Genomic DNA, 18,680 nt, shown 5'->3' with positions numbered 1-18,680 from the left:
AAAATTAATAAGACAAAATATAAATTTATATTACAAATATGTGAATGTGTTATTTGTAGCCTTGACGTTAGAAAAATTGTCTATTATAATTCAATTGATCGATTGATTAGTTGATCCTTTAATCGAGCGATACATAAATTAAATTGGAGGTTTGATTTCAATGGCAAAAGCATATCTTCAAATTACATTAAAAATTAATGCACCAGAACGTGAGGCAGCTGCAAAGGTTTATACAACTTATAAAGAGCCTTTCCTGTCTGTTATTCCTGGTGCGGTTTCTAAAGAATTGCTTGTGCGTGATGAGGATGTTCAAGTTTTGCATGGCTTTAACAGTGAAACCGACGCTAAGGCTTATCTCGAAAGTGATCTATTTAATAATGATGTCGTTGTTGGACTCAAAGACCTGCTTCAAGCTGAGCCAGAAATCCGGATTTATAGCACATTCTAGAAATTGATTTAGCACACTCTGACTATTTCAATTAGGTTTAAAATCAGGAAAGAAACCGACAGAGCACAGCTGTAATGTCGGTTTCTTTCGTTAAATAGAGCAAACTATAAGTTTTGGACTTACAATACCTAAAAGGGGATGTTAACATGGCAGAAAGGATAATTAACTTGAATACGGTTTGGTACAAAGATGCAAAGGGCGATGGACGCATTAAAAGTGACAATCTCCAAACTCAAATTGCAATTCCAGTCCCCAAAGGGGGAAGTGGTAAAGGGGCTGAACCACAACAACTTCTTATCTCTTCTGCGGTGGCTTGTTACACGATGACCTTAGCATATATGTTAGATAAAAATAAACTTCCTGTGACTGGATTCTTTATGGATACAGAAGGTAACATAACTCAAGGTGATCAGTTAAGTATTACCCACCGCCCGCATGTTGTTCTGAATCCAGGAGCAACCCATGAAGACGTAAGCATGACGGAAGATTTTATACAAAAAGCAGAAGAAAATTGCCATATTGGTCAATTACTAATAAAGGCCGGCGTCTCCGTAGGAACTCAAGGAAAAGTAACCATTGATTCTGGAGAGGATCTTACTAGTAGCTATATTGCAGAACACGGATTGGAATGGTAAGTTTAAGCAACAATTTTTAGAAGTATTTTTCAATCTCGTGAAGTGGCCTAATGTGCATCACAAAAAGACTTCAAAGTCACAAATATGTGGGCTTCGAAGTCTTTTTTATTTGATGCTTAGATTGGTTACTGTTAGTGAAAATGTTCCTGCCACTCATTCAATCCGTCTTCCATACGATACGCCTTGAATCCCTCAACTTGCAATTTTTGCGTAGCAAGTGCCGAATAAACGCAAAATGGCCCTCTACAATAAGCGACCACTTCAGCTTCCTCTGGTAACTCTCCCATTAATACGTCTAGGTCTTCCATAGGCATTGAAATGGCTCCTTGAATATGTCCTGTTTCAAACTCTTCTTTGGGACGCAAGTCAACTAAGATAATGGAGTTTTCATCTAGTTTTTTCTTTACTTCATCCATGGATAGGGTATGAATGTCATTCAAGTTGTTTAAGAAGTCATCTTTCATTTTCCCGATATCAGGAATTTGTTTCTCACTAATCTTCCACAGTGAAGAGAGAAAGTCAATGATCTCCGGGTCTGCTAGCGAGTATATGGCGTAAGTTCCTTTCTTTGTAAACTTAACAAGCTTAGCGTCCAGTAACACCTGTAGATGACGAGAAACATTAGCTATATTCATATCCGTACATGTCGCTAATTTCTCCACTGTTCTGGGACTTTGTGATAGTACATTCAAGATTTCAAGACGTTTGTCACTTGATAGACACTTACCAATTCTAGCCAGTTGCTTATATAGATCTTCTTTGAAAAGCTTTGCGCACTTTAGCATATCTTCCATTCATTTATAACCTCATTTCAACTTGGTGACATATGTTAAAGATTCTACACTTTATATTTTGACCAATATGGCAAATCAAAAATACTTTTTATACACTGAAAAACCCTTTGAATCCAGCATTCTCCTCATAATAGGGCACTATATCAATTGATGAATAGAATTTTAACATGTGGAGAGACGAAGTCAAGGGCCCCTGAACTAATGGATAATATGAGGATGGGACACAAATGTACAGTGACGCAGCGTTTCACCCATTCGAAGAGCTTGTGACGCAAAACGTGAACAGGTAGAGTGGTGAGGTTTGTGGATGTGCTGTTAAAAGTGGTTGGCATTTGGGCTGGCTGAAGACTTTGCTTGGTAGCGGAAACAGAAGAAAACACGTAAAGACAAGAAAAAACCTTGGTTAGGATTTTGAACGATGTCGCTTTTTTTGGTGGAATGACTACAATTAGCAATTAAAAAACGGCAAGTCGATGTATGTAAAGAGGAAGGGAAAATAAATTCCATGTAAGCGTTTGACATATTGGAATATCAATCTATAATTATGAACAGACTTGACCTCACCGAGAGGGAAGAATCCTGACTTTTCCCAGTCTGAATCGGATGAAGTTGTTGCCTATCAGGAATACGATAATCGATAGAGCTGTTGTTCAATAAACAGCAAGCTCCATAATCAGGGGCTTGCTCTTTTAGTTACCTAAGGAGAATGGGGCGGAATGACACTTAAAAAAAGGATCTTTTTATTGTTTTTTCTCAGCGCGTTTATTCCCTTTATCAGTATATTTGCAATTTCTTCTTATACCATTGATTCCATCTTTGTGAATAAAATCAATGATGGAATTAGGAGCAATCTTCAGCAGGTAACTTCATCACTGGAAAATTCAATTACTAACCTGAATCATGTGACTCAGCAATTATCATATCGCGGTACATTAGGCAAAAAACTGGATGAAGTCTTGAAGCCTTCCTCCAATATAATTGAATTGATTGAGGCTAGAGATGAATTAAAGAATGAGTTAAATGTTGTAACGTTTACTAATCCGAATATAGGTTTGACCTTATATTATTTCCAGAAAGAAGGTGCTACACAGTTCGCTAACTTTCCTATCAAAGATCGTTTTTCTCCCGAGTCTTTGCCTGTACTTTTCAAATCATATGGCATTACGTGCTATGGTCCCCATATCAGTATGAACCGATTTAATGACCAGCTCGTTTTATCTGCTATGCGGAAGGTACAACTGCCTCAAAGGGACGATGTGTATATTTACGTCGAATCCGGCTTTCGTCTCACACAGGATATACTGGGTTACAATCAATACCAAGGAGCTTTATCGCATTTGATCCTGAATGGTGAGGGCAAAATTGTGTATAGTGAAATTCCAGAAGTGATGAAAGTTGGGGAGAATTTCTCCAGCTTATCGAAAGGTGCTGCAAAAGATGGAATAGCCCGTGATTACCATTGGTTTAAGGAGGACTCCACTCAGAATTGGAGCGTCATATCGGTAATTTCGCAGGCGAAGTATCAACAGGAGAAAAACCAGTGGTTGCTTCAAATATTACTGGTCGCTTTATTTTTTCTCGGCTTTACCGTATTCCTTGCTTGGCTTCTATGGAAGATGGTCTACAAACCACTCAGTCTGTTCCATTCGGAAATTAATGGAATGTCTCAGAATCCACAAAAGACAGGCAGCCAGACCCGCACTCAAATTCCTGAGTTCGACTTTCTGTTGGGGGAATTCTCTAATATGCAGCATCAAATCGGTGACCTGTTCAAGGAAGTGCAGCAGAAAGAGAAGATCCGTGCAGATTTGGAAGTGGAAAAACTGTTATATCAGATCAATCCTCACTTTTTGATGAATACGCTAGATACTGTGCACTGGCTGTCCGTCATGAATGGACAAGGGGAAATTGACAAGTTGGTGCAATCCTTGAACAAGCTGTTGTATTACAACTTGGGTAAATTAGGGCAAGTATCCACGATGGAAGAGGAAATTGATGCGCTAAGACAGTATCTAATCCTGCAGCAAATTCGATATGACTTTGAATTTGACGTACGTATTTCAGCGGATGATCAAGTGCTTCAAATACCTGTGCCTCGTTTTATTTTGCAACCGTTGGTTGAAAATTCACTTTATCATGGACTGAGTGACGAAGGTTTTATTCAAATTGAGGTTACACTTGCCAAAACACTGAATATTTTAATACAGGATAATGGAGCAGGCATGACCGAGGAAGCGATTCAAAGACTTCTGAACAATCGTATAACTGAACATAAAAAAGTAGGGATGGGCATCGGACTCAATTATGTCCACCGCATGTTGAGGGCACAGTACGGAGATCAAGCACAACTGGTGATCGAAAGTGAATTGGGTACAGGGACAAGTATACTGCTCATACTTCCGATCAAAGGAGAAGATGTCTGAGGATGATTAAGGTATTGATAGTGGATGACGATAAATTAGTACGAAAAGGAATAAGCTCCGCGATGCCGTGGAACGAGTTCAATATGGAGGTTGTAGGAGAAGCAAGTAACGGGTTGAAAGCACTGGATTTTCTAAAATCCCAACCGGTCGATCTGATGTTGACGGATCTCGCGATGCCGGTGATGTCAGGTATTGAACTGATGCGAGCTGCAAGGCAGCTCTATCCAGAACTTCATATTGTCGTATTAACACTGCATCAAGATTTCGATTATATCCAGGAAGCGCTAAGGCTTGGGGCCATCGACTATATAGCCAAGGTTCAGCTTGAGAAGGAGCAATTCGAACATGTGCTGGACCGAATACATACACGGATTGACGAGCTGGCGAATACAAGACCAAAGCTGCCACTGCTAAGTGAGACCAATGTCCATTATCGCCATGTGTATGCACTTATTTCACTGGATCGCAAGTTAGGACAGAGTTGGCCGATTGAACCGACATCCGATGGAGATGAGATCCGGTGGGAGGTTGAACGGAACAGTTGGATGTGGACGGCACCCATGGACGTAGAGGAACAGCTTTTCCATAGGCTGAAGGAATACCTAGACCAAGTTCCTCAAAGCGCCTTGCTGGTTATGTCCGATGTACAAGAGCGAACGTGGTCGCAAATCCAAAACTGGATTATGAATTATACTGAAACGTCCTTATTCTATGCATACGACCCTTATAATCCTGTCATTGCTGTTTCGATGAATGTGGAGGACTCATTTCCAATAGAACCGCAGGATGAAGACATGGATCGAATTAAGCAAAGTTGGTTTCTAACACCATGGACCCATAACGACAGTTACTACAACCTACTGATTGAACAGTTTAAATCACTAAGACTGCATAAAAGCCAGCTGATGGGATTGCTATACTCGATAGTTATGGAATGGAATCACCTTTTTGCCCAGACTAAGCTGGGTAGAATCTCAATGATCCATTCTTTTCTATCCTGGTACGAGGTAGAAGCTTGGATCAAGCAGACGTCTGTGGGTATTCGTAAGGCAGATGAACAGACTTCATATTCACAGGAAATTGTAGACGCCGTCAAAAAATCGATCATGATCATGCAAAATGATTTGGATCAGGCTTTTACTGCTTCAAGTTTGTCCCAGCAACTGAACATCAGCCGAAGCTATTTCAGTCAATGCTTCAAGGATCTGATGGGGAAGACCTTTAATGAATACTCCCGTTTTATACGAGTAGAGAAGTCTAAAGAGTATTTATTGAATACAAACAACACGATTTTCTGGATTGCGGAGCGAGTGGGTTATACGGATGAAAAATATTTCAGCCGAATTTTTCGCGAATTGACAGGTCTGCTGCCAAGTGAATATCGACAGCTGGGCAGAGGGGATAAAAAGCGTACTCTTTTATAATTCCATTAATCAAGCCGACAGTTTTCTGTTTTAGGAGCTGCCGGTTTTTTGTTCTTTACTTTGATTAGTAAGTATGGATAGACAGATGTATGTCGTGAGGTAGGATAAATGATTACATGCTAAATATGGCTTTTTGGCTCACAATGAAACCGCATACATTTTTCTATCCAAACAGACGTTAAATCCCTATCTCGATTTGTCTTCATCGAGTTTTATAATGAAAGCGTAAACAACAATGATAGAGAAATATTCAGAACGAAGGGGAATCGAAATGTGATGAGAACTAAATGGTCCATAAAAAGCAAACTGTTAACGAGACGTCTGGCCGTACTGTCGATATCTGCCCTGATGATTTCAACCCTTGCAGCCTGTGGGGGGTCATCCAACCCTCCCACTGCGAAGGAAGCGGGGAAATATGAGGTAACACCGGGAGACCCATTCAGTGCCTATAAAGACGAAATAACCGTCACGATGGGGCGTGTGACTACAGCCAACCCAAAACTGCCGGCTGGAGATTCGTATGAGAACAATGCGTATACTCGACTGGTCAAAAAAGCGTTTAACGCTCAGATTAAAGACCAATTTGAAGCCAACGGAGAAGATTACAGCCGTCAGGTTTCTCTCGCCATCGCCTCTGGAGAACTGCCTGACATGATGCGTGTCGATTCCAAGGATGAACTCAAAGAACTGGTTGATAATGATCTGATTGAAGATATGACGGAAATTTACAAACAGTATGCCACGGATAATATCAAGAATATTTACGACTCTTATGAAGGCCGTGCATTAGACAATGCGACGATAGATGGACGTTTAATGGGGCTTCCGGCTACTTCCCTAGATTCCGCACCAACCATGGTCTGGGTTCGTCAGGATTGGCTGGATCTACTGGGAATCCAACTTGACGCAGACGGAGATGGTGCCATCAAGCTGGACGATGTGGAGAAAACGGCCGAGGAATTCTTGAAAAGAGATCCGGGTCAAACCGGGAAACCGGTAGGTATTCCCTTTGTGAACACCCTGAATACAACTGACTATAATGGTTCTGCCTATACCATGCTCGGAGTTGCCTCAACAAAGGGTTCATTCCCTCAGTACTGGATGAAGGGTGAAGACGGCAGCATTGTTTATGGCTCGACAACAAAGGAAACCAAGCAGATGCTAGGCGTCATGGCAGATTGGTTCAAGAGAGGCATCATCGATCCGCAATTTGGAACACGCACATTTGATGACATCACGGCACTGTACACCAACGGCCAATGCGGCATTGCTTTTGGACCATGGCATATTCCCGACTGGGGTCTGGGCAACGTGAAGCAGAAGGATAAGAATGCGAAATTCACGGCTTACACTTTGGAGGATGCAGATGGAAAGGTAAACGTGGCACACGCCAATCCAGCTAATCAGTTTATCGTTGTAAGAAAAGGATACGAACACCCGGAACTCGCTGTTAAAATAGTAAACCTTTTCTACGATAAACTAGCAAATGATAAAAATGTGGGAACATCTATGCCAGAAGCTGCCAAGTATCAAGAGAACGGCGTAGACGGTTCTACCAGACCGTTTAATATTGAAGTCAACTCGGCGACCTCGTTACTGGATGACTACTCTGACATCGTTCGCGGGATTAAAGGAGAGATTAGTCTGGATCAGGTCCGGACAACAGAATCAAAAAACAATATTAAGAGTATCCAAACTTACCTGAGTGATATGGATACGGATAACGTAACAGCCTGGTCGAAATATCACTCGCGTATCAACGGAGTGGGGCTTATTGACAAACTGACAAGGGAAAACAAATTCGTTTGGATGACACCTGCTTACTCTGGAACTACACCAAGCATGAAACAGACCTGGGCTAATCTGACCAAGATGGAGCAGGAATCTTTCATCAAAATTGTGACTGGTGCTGAACCTCTGAATTACTTCGATACATTCGTTAGCAATTGGAAGAAGCAAGGCGGTGATCAGGTAATTCAGGAAATTAAAGACGAGGTTGCATCCAAAAAATAAACAATCTTGAACTGTTTATAGGGCTGCGATACGCAGCCCTGCTTTTAGGAAAGGGGTCCATCCATGAAACAGGGAAATGATAAAGCAAAGAGCCCGTTCGGTACGGGTGCCATATATCATCTGATGATGCTTCCGGGTATTTTATTTTTGCTGGTATTCAGCTATGTTCCGATGGTCGGTGTCATTACGGCGTTTCAGGATTATATACCAGCCAAAGGAATGTTAGGCTCCAAATTTGTAGGGCTGAAGCACTTTATTTATATGTTTAAGCTGCCGGACATCGCACAGGTTTTTAGTAATACGTTGGTGATTGCCATTGCCAAGATTCTATTGGGAACAATCATGGCTATCATTTTTTCCATTTTGTTAAATGAGATCCGCATCAAATTCGTTAAAAAATCCGTACAGACCATTGTTTATCTGCCACACTTTCTATCCTGGGTAGTTCTAGCGTCCGTGGTTGTTAACATGTTCAGTTTGGATGGAATTATGAATCAAATTTTGGCTTTTTTCGGTCTGCAGAATATTAATTTTCTCGGCAGCAACACCTGGTTCCAGCCGCTGATTATTGGGACAGACGTGTGGAAGGAGTTCGGCTACAGTTCCATCGTCTATTTGGCTGCAATTACTTCGATTGATCCGGGCCTGTATGAAGCGGCAGGAATGGATGGAGCCAGCTGGTGGAGAAAAGTATGGCATATTACGTTGCCAGGCATGCTGCCTATTATCCTGCTCATGGGAGTGATGAGTCTGACCAATATTTTGAGTGCCGGCTTCGATCAAATTTATAATCTGTATAACCCCGTTGTCTATGAGTCGGGAGATATTCTGGATACTTATGTATATCGGATTGGACTTGTCGGGCGACAGTATAGCTTTGGTACGGCTGTTGGTCTGTTCAAGTCAGTGATCGGTATTGTTTTGCTATTGTCCGCCAACCAATTGGCCAAAAAATACACTGACCGAAAAATATTTTAAGGAGGTCAAGCCTGTGTCCTATTTTGTAAACCAAAAAGGTCGAATTGGCGGGTTAATCATCTATGCCATCGTCATTTTGCTGGCATTGATTTGCCTTCTTCCATTATGGAATATCGTTGCGATTTCATTTAGCAGCAGTGAGGCCGTGTCAGCTAATGCTGTAGGTCTCGTACCGGTCAATTTTACAACCGCAGCGTATACGAAAATTATCGATGATGCTCAGTTCTGGCGTTCCTTTGGCATATCTGTTCTACGTGTTGTGCTCACACTTCTTCTCAACATGATTCTTATTGTTCTAATGGCATACCCGCTCTCCAAGTCGAAAAGAGAATTCAGGGGCAGAAACATTTATATGAACGTCATGATTTTTGCCATGCTGTTCAGCGGTGGGATGATTCCAAGTTATCTATTGATCAAAAACCTCAATATGCTCAATACAATTTGGTCGCTTGTTCTACCAGGAGCTGTCCCTATATTCAGTGTCATCCTTGTCATGAACTTCTTCTCTGCTGTACCTAAGGCCCTAGAAGAAGCAGCATTCATCGATGGGGCGAGTCCGCTGCAGGTCCTGTTCAAAGTGTATGTTCCCGTGTCCATCCCTGCGCTGGCGACGGTAGCACTATTCAGTATCGTGGGAACGTGGAATGATTTCTTCAGCGGTTTGATCTATATGACTCAAGTCAGCAATTATCCACTAATGACTTATATTCAGTCCCTTAACGTGAATATTGCGGAACTTCTTCAATCCGGGACCAACTCAGCACAACTCAGCAACTTGACTGAAATTTCAAACAAAAATCTAAATGCGGCCAAAATCGTAGTCGCTGTCATCCCGCTGCTGCTGATTTATCCGCTGCTTCAAAAATATTTTGTGACTGGAATTGTTGTAGGATCGGTAAAAGAGTAATTGTATGATGTGACTTGATTAAGATAAAAACACTATTCGTCTATTGGAAAGGTTGTAATGAACAATGGAAAATAAAAATTGGTGGAAAGAAATTGTTGTATACCAGATATATCCACGGAGCTTTCAAGATAGTAATGGTGATGGAATCGGCGATTTGAAAGGAATTGTTTCCCGTCTGGACTATTTGCAGCAACTCGGTGTCGGTGCAATTTGGCTATCACCAGTTTGTAAATCCCCTCAGGATGATTATGGTTATGATATTTCGGACTATCGGGATATTGATCCGATGTTCGGGTCTTTGGATGATATGGAGATGTTAATTCATGAAGCTGGGAAACGTGACATTCGGATCATAATGGATTTGGTATTGAACCATACTTCCGATGAGCATCCCTGGTTTCAAGAAGCAAAAAAAAGTAAAGAAAATCCGTACCATGACTATTATGTCTGGAGAGATGGCGTTGAAGGAATGCCACCAAACGACTTGGGTTCCACCTTTGGTGGTTCAGCTTGGGAATGGGTACCCGAGATAGGACAATATTATTTACATCTTTTTTCTGTAAAACAGCCGGATCTCAACTGGGAAAACCCAAAAGTCCGACAAGAGATTTATGAAATGATCAATTGGTGGATAAGCAAGGGTGTAGGCGGTTTTCGGCTTGACGTAATTGACTTAATCGGAAAAGAACCAGATTTGAAAATTACCAGCAACGGGCCAAATCTGCATAAGTATATCAGGGAACTCAGCAAGGAGACGTTTCAAAAAGCTGGAGACCTGCTGACGGTTGGAGAAACATGGGGCGCTACGCCAGAGATCGCCAAAGTGTATAGCAACCCGGACGGCAGTGAGTTTTCAATGGTATTTCAATTTGAACATATTAGTTTGGATGAACAAGAGGGAAAAGGGAAGTGGGATCTTAAGCCTCTAGATTTTCTAGAATTAAAAAAAGTGTTGTCCAAATGGCAGACAGAGCTGAAGGGGGATGCCTGGAACAGTTTGTTTTGGAATAATCACGACTTACCCCGAATCGTTTCTCGTTGGGGAAATGACGGAGAATACAGGATAGAATCGGCTAAAATGTTGGCAACCCTTCTTCATGGCATGCGAGGCACACCATACATTTATCAGGGGGAAGAATTAGGAATGACGAATGTTCAATATCCAATTGAAGACTATCGGGATATTGAGTTACTAAATTTCTATAAAGATAGAATTGAGAAAGGATACCCCGAAGACAAAGTTATGGAGTCAATCTTTGCAAAGGGTCGTGATAACGCTCGAACACCAATGCAGTGGGACGCTTCAGACAACGCTGGTTTTACATTAGGGAATCCTTGGATTAAAGTAAACCCGAATTATAAGGATATCCATGCACAAGAAAGTTTAAATAACCCTGAGTCCATATTCCATTATTATCAGAAACTAATCCGATTAAGGAAAGATCATGAAGTGATTATATATGGGGATTATGAGCTGATGTATCCCGAGAATAAAGATTTGTTCGCGTACACTCGAACGCTGAAAGGGGCTAAACTACTTGTAGTATGTAATTTTCAAAAATACACAACCGATCTCCCACTTCAGAAAGAGCTGGCAGAGACTAAACAGCTGCTAATATCCAATTATCCAAATAACATGTCTGATGTAGAAATGCGCCCTTATGAAGCGAGAATGTACCTTATCGATACACTCAATAAATGAAAATGAATATCCCACAAAAGTATATTGTCGGACATTCCATCGGTGGGCAAGTGGTGACTGAGTTTGCGTTATCATATCCATTTATGTTTAAGTGGCTAGTGGTGATTGCCCTTTCATTAACGGGATTTGCATATTCGCAAGAATTCACCCATTATAACTAGCTAATAGCATCTGACGTTTTTGTCACAGGTAAGAACCATACGTGAATAGATTGGGTATCCCTTGAATCAAAAAAGAGCAACTCCGAAGAAACATCTTGGTGCTTGGAAGCGGCGGGTGAGTGGAAATCGGTTGTTTACAGATATGGAACAGCGACAGTCTAGGACTTTATTTTCTCGTCCTTGATTGTCGCTGTTTCAATTTCTAGGCTCAGTCTAATAAGGAATTTATTTAACAGATATAGAGAATGAGATGGTGCAACAGACAAGCGGATTGACACAAGAGATTGAGAACGAACTTATAACTTCCATGTCAATAAAGGAAATGAAACAGTTCCCAAGAAGGAAGCATCATCACTAACAAGCCAATAATAGATCTAAGAGGCAGCGGGACGATAAATCATCAAGAATGACTAACTAAACTAACATGATGGTTCAACTGAACACAAAAAGAGATAACCCTAATAAATTCAAGGATCATCTCTTTTTATATAAAACAATTGAACACGAATAAACGCTATGATATAATCGATAACGCTACTGACAAATCATATAAATGCCAATAATTTTATTATCCATATTTTCATAATACATCTAGAACTTTGATTTGTCAATGCTTTTTTTGCCCCCAAAAAATAGAAAAGGATGGTGGAATGTGCGATCAGGCTGCGTACATCCTCAAGCGGTTTTGAGAAGAAGTACGCGGCGACTTACTTCAGTGGTGACTAGACATAATCATGATTGTTCGCTTTTTTCTCTATATTAATGGTTAGGAGAGATGTTGAATGAATTCACTGGTTCTCGATTTTCAAGAAATGGATAACACTCAGCTTTTGCTTGTTGGTGGAAAAGGGCTGCACTTAGGGGCATTAGCCAAAATGGAAGGAATACAAGTGCCAGAAGGGTTTTGTGTTACAACAGTGGGATATCAAAAAGCCATCGAACAAAACGAAATGGTTCATGCTTTGTTGGATCAGCTAACTACGCTTAAAGTAGAAGATCGAGAACAAATTGACGAAGTCAGCAAAAAGATTCGACAGGCCATTATGGAAGTAGCCATTCCTTCCGATGTTGTGAAAGCAGTTGCCCACTATCTCTCCCAGTTTGGTAATGAATATGCTTATGCCGTGCGTTCTAGTGCGACTGCTGAGGATTTGCCGCATGCTTCTTTTGCTGGTCAACAAGACACCTATTTAAATATTATCGGCAAAGAATCCATCTTGGAGCATATCCGCAAATGTTGGGCTTCTTTATTTACAGAACGCGCGGTAATTTACCGAATGCAGAATGGATTTGATCACAGCCAAGTTTATTTATCTGTTATCGTTCAAAGGATGATGTTTCCACAGGCTTCAGGGATTTTATTTACCGCTGATCCCATCAATGGCAACCGAAAGCTGCTCTCTATCGATGCTAGTTTCGGACTTGGAGAAGCGCTGGTCTCCGGCTTGGTATCTGCCGATTATTATCAAGTACAGGATGGGGTAATCGTCAACAAGAGGGTGGAAACCAAGAAAATGGCTATTTATGGACGAAAAGAAGGCGGAACAGAGACCAAGCAGCTCAGTCCTGATCAGCAAAAGACGCAAACCCTTACGGATCAACAAATTTTACAACTGGCACGCATTGGAAGACAGATCGAAGAACATTTCGGCTGCCCACAAGACATTGAATGGTGTTTGGCTGATGATACATTTTATATTGTTCAGAGTCGGCCGATCACCACTTTATATCCCATTCCTGAAGCAAATGACCAGGAGAATCACGTGTATGTATCTGTCGGCCATCAGCAAATGATGACTGATCCTATTAAACCACTGGGGATATCTGTTTGGATGTTAACAGGTGCTACACCCATGTTTAAAACTGGTGGTGGAAGGCTGTTTGTGGATATCACGATGGGCCTATCTTCACTGGATGGGAGGCAGAATTTATTGGATGTTTTAGGACACTCCGATCCGCTCATAAAAGACGCGCTTATTACCATCATAGAGCGGGGAGATTTTATAAAATTGGACCCATCTGACAAAAGCGAACCGGGGCCTGTTAAAAGCCATAAGGGTATGTCGTCTGCGGATATTCTGGAAGAGGCAGGAAATGACCCGGTAATTGTTGCTGATTTGATTAAGAGTAGTGAGACATCGTTATCAGCGTTAAAACGTAACATCCAAACGAAATCAGGATTGGATGTATTTGATTGTATCCTGGAAGATATGCAGCAACGGAGGCAGCGTGCATCAGATCTGAAAAATTTGAGTGTAATTATGTCCGCCATCCATGCTTCAGCATGGATCAATGAAAAAATGAATGAATGGTTAGGAGAAAAAAATGTAGCAGACACACTTTCCCTATCTGTACCTAATAACGTCACTTCTGAAATGGGCATGGAGCTACTGGATGTTGCAGATGTGATTCGTCCCTATCCGAAAATAGTTGAGTATTTACAACAGGTAAAGGATGATAATTTTTTAGATGAACTGGTTCAATTTGAAGGTGGGCAGCAGGTGCGTGATGCTGTCGCTACTTATCTCGACAAATATGGCATGCGATGTGCCGGGGAGATCGATATTACAAGAACACGCTGGAGTGAAAAACCAAGTATACTGGTGCCTATGATCCTCAGTAACATCAAAAACCTTGAGCCTGGCGCCAGTAAACGAAAATTTGAGCAAGGGCGACAGGAGGCTTTGAAAAAAGAACAGGACTTATTAGCCCGATTGAAACAATTACCAGGTGGTGAACAAAAAGCCGAAGAGACAAAACAAATTATCGACCAGATCCGGAATTTCATCGGTTATCGTGAATATCCGAAATACGACATTGTTAGTCGCTACTTCATTTATAAACAGGCTTTACTAAAGGAAGCGGAACGACTCGTACAAGCCAACATTCTTCATGAAAAAGAAGATATTTACTATCTCTCTTTTGAAGAATTGCAGGAAACTATACGCACCAATAAACTGGATTACCAGGTCATCGACAAACGAAAAAATGAGTACAGATTATATGAAAAATTAACTCCCCCACGTGTTATCACATCTGATGGCGAAATCATTACAGGTCAATACAAACGAGAAAATATCCCCGCTGAAGCTATTGTAGGCCTGGCTGTTTCTTCGGGCGTTGTAGAGGGGCGAGCTCGTGTGATCCTGAATATAGAAGGGGCTGATCTGGAAGATGGCGACATACTAGTCACCTCCTTTACTGACCCCAGCTGGACTCCATTGTTTTTATCCATAAAAGGCTTAGTTACGGAAGTGGGCGGACTGATGACGCATGGAGCCGTTATCGCACGTGAATATGGCTTGCCAGCCGTTGTCGGAGTGGAGAATGCAACCAAACTGATAAAAGATGGCCAACGAATTCGCGTGCATGGAACAGAAGGGTATATCGAATTTTTGTAATGGATAATTAAGGGGGGGTAATTATGGGCAGTGGCGGTCATTTAAGCTTGCCGCTGCATTTAATTCAAACACATACAGGCCTAGCATTCGTTTCACCTAACCCACAGGGCAATACCATGATTCCGCTAACTAGCGGTAGTATCATCCAAAAGTGATTTCCTGCATGAATTAGTGTTCAATTCTCCTGTATGATAAACTTGCAAGAAGTTATTAATAACTGCAAAGTGACCGACACTCAAGTCATGTGGAGTGCGGAGCTCGGATGGACTTTATCGGAAAAGGCTGAAAACCAAAACTTGTGATGGTTTTCTTGCTCCTTTTCACACTGTCTTTTGATTAGACACACTCCCGGACATTACGTCAAAAGCTATGTGCAGGCCTTCAAGCTGGAATATGTACATAGCTCGAACGCTATTGAAGAGCATACCAGTTTGTTAAAGCCAGCATTGCCCAGGTCGTTGCTCAAGCTCTTTTTCCAGCTTATCCGGGACTGGAGAGACGCTTTGAGCGCGACTTTTTTCAAAGCGAGAAGTCCATGCGGCTTTTGTTTTATAAATTCAGTCCATTTAAAGCGGCTGGGAGGTATAAATATGCTAAAAACGATATTAGTTGTAGACGACGATGAAGAAATCGTAAAACTCATCACAAAGAGTTTAAGATACGAGCAATTTGCAATAACTTCGGCATATTCTGGGAAAGAAGCCTTATCCGCATTGGAAGAAAATCATATTGATTTCATCGTTCTTGATATAGTGATGCCTGATATGGATGGACTTGATGTCTGCAGAAGTATCCGAAACTCTTATAATGTTCCAATTTTGTTTTTAAGTGCGCGTGATAAGGACATTGATAAAATCGTCGGGCTCGAAATAGGAGCAGACGATTACATGACCAAACCTTTCAGTATTCAGGAGCTTGTCTCCAGGATAAAGGCTCACTTCAGAAAAGTGGACAGGCTTTTTAAAGAGTGGGATGAACTTAGTCCCAGTAACGAAAAGGCGGATTCTCCGCTCATTCTGAACGATAAGACGTTTGAAGCATTCCTGAATAGCAGGAAGCTCGACTTGTCAACGAAGGAATTTCAGATTCTGTCTGTCCTCATGCGCCACCCCAATAATGTATTGACTCGTGAGCAGATATATGAAAACGTCTGGGGAGACGAATACGGAGAAATAAATACCGTAACGGTTCATATAAAAAATATCCGTAAGAAACTTGGTCCTGAATATGACTTTATTAAAACAATATGGGGCATAGGATATAAATACACGGAAAGAGAGCAATAGTATGAAACTGAAAATAAAGCTTCCTCTTTTGTTCCTGCTGATGTTTATAATATTCATGTTTTCGATTGGAATGTACCTGAAGCTTGTCTTTGCAGTATATTCTCCTATACGCAGTTCATTACTGGACTCGCGATATATAGCATTGCTCCTGCCCATATTTGCAATTGCCTGCATCATATTTATTATTCTAATTATCTATATTCATTTTTGCATAGAGAAACCCATTCAGCTTCTGAATACCAGGCTTGAAGAAGTAAATATTGTACATCCACTGCCTCCCCTAGTTCTAAGAAGTAATGACGAGATCGGAGAACTTTATAAACACTTCAATAAGATGGAGCATCGGCTTCAACTCGCGCACAAAGAGCAGACCGATATGATCGCGGCAATTGCCCACGACTTGAAAACTCCCTTGACATCTATTAATGGCTTTACTGAACTGCTGGCTATGCACAAGGATTTACCAGAAACTGAAAAGCAGGAATATTATGATTTGATTCAAAAGAAGTCAGGATATATGGTCGAACTCATCAATGATTTCTCCAGCTTCACCAAAGAAAAACTGGAGTTGGAATCTATGGTAGCTAAACCTGTAAAAGCATCAAAATTATTTGAAAACATTGCCCTTGAATATGAATATGAGTTGGCGGGACTTGACAATGAGCTTACTTGCCGCCATTCATTCACGGAAAATATATGGCTGATGATCAATGAACCGATGATACGTCGGGTTTTCGGCAACCTCTTTAGCAATGCTGTAAGATATGGAGGGAAAAATAAGCTGAAAGTGTATATGACCGGTTACCCGCTAGGACAGTATGCCTTTTTTCAAATCGAGGATAATGGAATTGGAGTGCCGGATAAGGATATATCTTCTCTGTTCCTCAAATTTTTCACTGTGAATAAATCGCGACAAATCCAAAAGGGCGGGCTGGGGCTGGGTCTTGCAAGCTGTAAATCCATTATTGAACATCATAGGGGCGAAATTGACGCCTACCCTTCCGAATATGGCGGTTTGGGGATAAGATTCAGCCTTCCCTTGGCCGCACAACACTGATTTTATTTTTTGCACATTTTCTTTTACTACAGGAGTTAAAGGCTGCTGCCAGCTATGAACACCCAGGCAGCAGCCATTTTTTATTTTTTTAGTGTTTTATAATTTTTTATATTCTCTTTACAAACATTTATTTTTCTTTTAAAGAAGCTTTATCTTTGTGTTGTAAAAATTACTTGTAGTAAAAAAACTACAAGAACTAGAACTGGAAAAGGGGGATGTTACAATGTCAATTGAGTTCAGCCGTTGGCCCAATCACTACATGATGTCATACCAAGTCACCAAAGCTTTAGGTATGGCAAGCCTCGGTGCTACGGACGTCACCGAGATCTACGAGGCCTGCAAAAAAATCGACCCCGAAGACAAGGACACGTGGCACAGGGAATGGCTCATAACGGCTCAGGCATTGGAAAGACACGGCAAGGAGGCCGAAACAGCTGGAAACTGGTATACAGCACGAAACTGCTACATTCGTGCCTGCAATTACTACAGAATTGCAGAATATACGGTGATGGATGATGACACCGAGAAAATCCGTGTATTTAAAAAAGTAAATGAACTCTTCGAAGCTGCCGGGAAGTACTTCGATGTCCAACCGGAGAAGATCCAAGTCGATTACGAAGATGTCAAGCTGGATGGTTACTTCTTCTCCCCTTCCTGGATAAAAGGTCCGAAGCCGACCCTTTTTGCTCTCAACGGTGGCGACGAGTGGTCAATTGAAAACTATTTCTGGCTAGGTCCCGCTTTTATTTCGTGTGGATATAACTTTCTGGTTTATGACCAGCCTGGCACCGGCCTCTCGCTGTACGAAAAGGGAAAAGGAAGACGAGCGGACAGTGAGGCTTTCCATTCCCGAGCAATCGACTTTCTTCTAACGCGGCCAGAAGTCGATCCCGATAAGATTATCGTGCACGGTGAGAGTTTTGCGGCTTACGACTCTTTGCGATTCGCTTCGTTCGATCACAGAATTGCTGCCGTCATCTCCGACGGCGGTACGCATGCCTTTGATTGGGATGCAATGCTTAAATGGATGCCACCGAGTCTGGCCGCACATGGCATGAGAATTCTGGGGGCAAAAAGCATGGAGGACTTTGCGGGTAATCCGCGTTTTGCCTATGATCTTGAGGGGGTGCTTCACCAGATAGAATGTCCGCTTCTTGTAATGCACGGAGCGGAAGAGATATTGGTTCAGCCAAATCCGCTGACACAAGCCTTGAAAAATTATGAGCAAGCGGGTTCGAAAAACAAGACATTCTTCCCGATAGAGGATAGAAGACTTGGGGGATTAGAACACTGTCAGGTAGACAACATCAACGTGCTACATGAGGTAGCGCTGAATTGGCTCTGCTCAATTGGGCTTGGACCAGCTGCACCTCGTCCTAAGTGATTGCCAGGACGTCATAAAGTAAACTGGGGAATACGTCTATCGGATTCCCCAGTTATCCTTTCCAGGG

General features: G+C 41.7%; 14 protein-coding genes. 13 read left to right on the top strand and 1 reads right to left on the bottom strand.

Translation table 11 applies throughout. The features are described from left to right. Positions 1–160: 160 nt before the first annotated feature. Entirely contained in the window at positions 161–448 is a 288-nt protein-coding gene (locus HFE01_RS05145; protein WP_107733587.1) for a hypothetical protein, read from the top strand. 146 nt (positions 449–594) lie between these two features. Then, positions 595–1,083 (top strand): OsmC family protein, encoded by a 489-nt coding sequence (locus HFE01_RS05140; RefSeq protein WP_107733588.1) that lies wholly within the window; start codon positions 595–597, stop codon positions 1,081–1,083. Positions 1,084–1,214: 131 nt separating this feature from the next. Here HFE01_RS05140 and HFE01_RS05135 read toward each other — a convergent pair whose 3' ends face one another. Beyond that, complete coding sequence (locus HFE01_RS05135) at positions 1,215–1,877, bottom strand: ArsR/SmtB family transcription factor (protein ID WP_019687315.1); 663 nt, start codon at positions 1,875–1,877, stop codon at positions 1,215–1,217. A gap of 716 nt (positions 1,878–2,593) precedes the next feature. Between HFE01_RS05135 and HFE01_RS05130 the strand changes: the two genes are divergently transcribed. The 11 genes from HFE01_RS05130 (at position 2,594) to HFE01_RS05085 (ending at position 18,613) form a co-directional block, all read left to right on the top strand. Then, positions 2,594–4,300 (top strand): sensor histidine kinase, encoded by a 1,707-nt coding sequence (locus HFE01_RS05130; RefSeq protein WP_019687314.1) that lies wholly within the window; start codon positions 2,594–2,596, stop codon positions 4,298–4,300. A gap of 2 nt (positions 4,301–4,302) precedes the next feature. Next, a complete protein-coding gene (locus HFE01_RS05125) occupies positions 4,303–5,724 on the top strand; it encodes a response regulator transcription factor (RefSeq protein ID WP_019687313.1) in 1,422 nt (473 codons plus the stop codon). Between the two features lie 276 nt (positions 5,725–6,000). Further along, on the top strand, positions 6,001–7,737 hold the full coding sequence (locus tag HFE01_RS05120) for a type 2 periplasmic-binding domain-containing protein (protein ID WP_019687312.1): 1,737 nt from the start codon (positions 6,001–6,003) through the stop codon (positions 7,735–7,737). Positions 7,738–7,800: 63 nt separating this feature from the next. Then, complete coding sequence (locus HFE01_RS05115) at positions 7,801–8,715, top strand: ABC transporter permease (protein ID WP_019687311.1); 915 nt, start codon at positions 7,801–7,803, stop codon at positions 8,713–8,715. A gap of 13 nt (positions 8,716–8,728) precedes the next feature. After that, on the top strand, positions 8,729–9,622 hold the full coding sequence (locus tag HFE01_RS05110) for a carbohydrate ABC transporter permease (protein ID WP_016820867.1): 894 nt from the start codon (positions 8,729–8,731) through the stop codon (positions 9,620–9,622). A 64-nt stretch (positions 9,623–9,686) separates the two neighbouring features. Next, positions 9,687–11,324, top strand: coding sequence for a glycoside hydrolase family 13 protein (locus HFE01_RS05105; protein WP_019687310.1), 1,638 nt, complete (start codon positions 9,687–9,689; stop codon positions 11,322–11,324). Between the two features lie 943 nt (positions 11,325–12,267). Next, complete coding sequence (gene ppsA, locus HFE01_RS05100; RefSeq protein ID WP_019687309.1) at positions 12,268–14,886, top strand: phosphoenolpyruvate synthase; 2,619 nt, start codon at positions 12,268–12,270, stop codon at positions 14,884–14,886. Between the two features lie 23 nt (positions 14,887–14,909). Then, positions 14,910–15,041 (top strand): hypothetical protein, encoded by a 132-nt coding sequence (locus tag HFE01_RS27540; RefSeq protein WP_019687308.1) that lies wholly within the window; start codon positions 14,910–14,912, stop codon positions 15,039–15,041. A 435-nt stretch (positions 15,042–15,476) separates the two neighbouring features. Further along, on the top strand, positions 15,477–16,172 hold the full coding sequence (locus HFE01_RS05095) for a response regulator transcription factor (protein WP_019687307.1): 696 nt from the start codon (positions 15,477–15,479) through the stop codon (positions 16,170–16,172). A 1-nt stretch (position 16,173) separates the two neighbouring features. Then, positions 16,174–17,229, top strand: coding sequence for a HAMP domain-containing sensor histidine kinase (locus HFE01_RS27695; protein WP_019687306.1), 1,056 nt, complete (start codon positions 16,174–16,176; stop codon positions 17,227–17,229). 223 nt (positions 17,230–17,452) lie between these two features. Next, a complete protein-coding gene (locus HFE01_RS05085; protein ID WP_016820873.1) occupies positions 17,453–18,613 on the top strand; it encodes an alpha/beta hydrolase family protein in 1,161 nt (386 codons plus the stop codon). Positions 18,614–18,680 lie beyond the last annotated feature (67 nt).

This window comes from Paenibacillus sp. EKM10P (assembly GCF_011800655.1).
GTDB classification, from domain to species: Bacteria; Bacillota; Bacilli; order Paenibacillales; family Paenibacillaceae; genus Paenibacillus; species Paenibacillus polymyxa.
The sequence above is the reverse complement of the archived record's forward strand: the minus strand, read 5'-3'. Positions and strand labels throughout refer to the sequence as shown.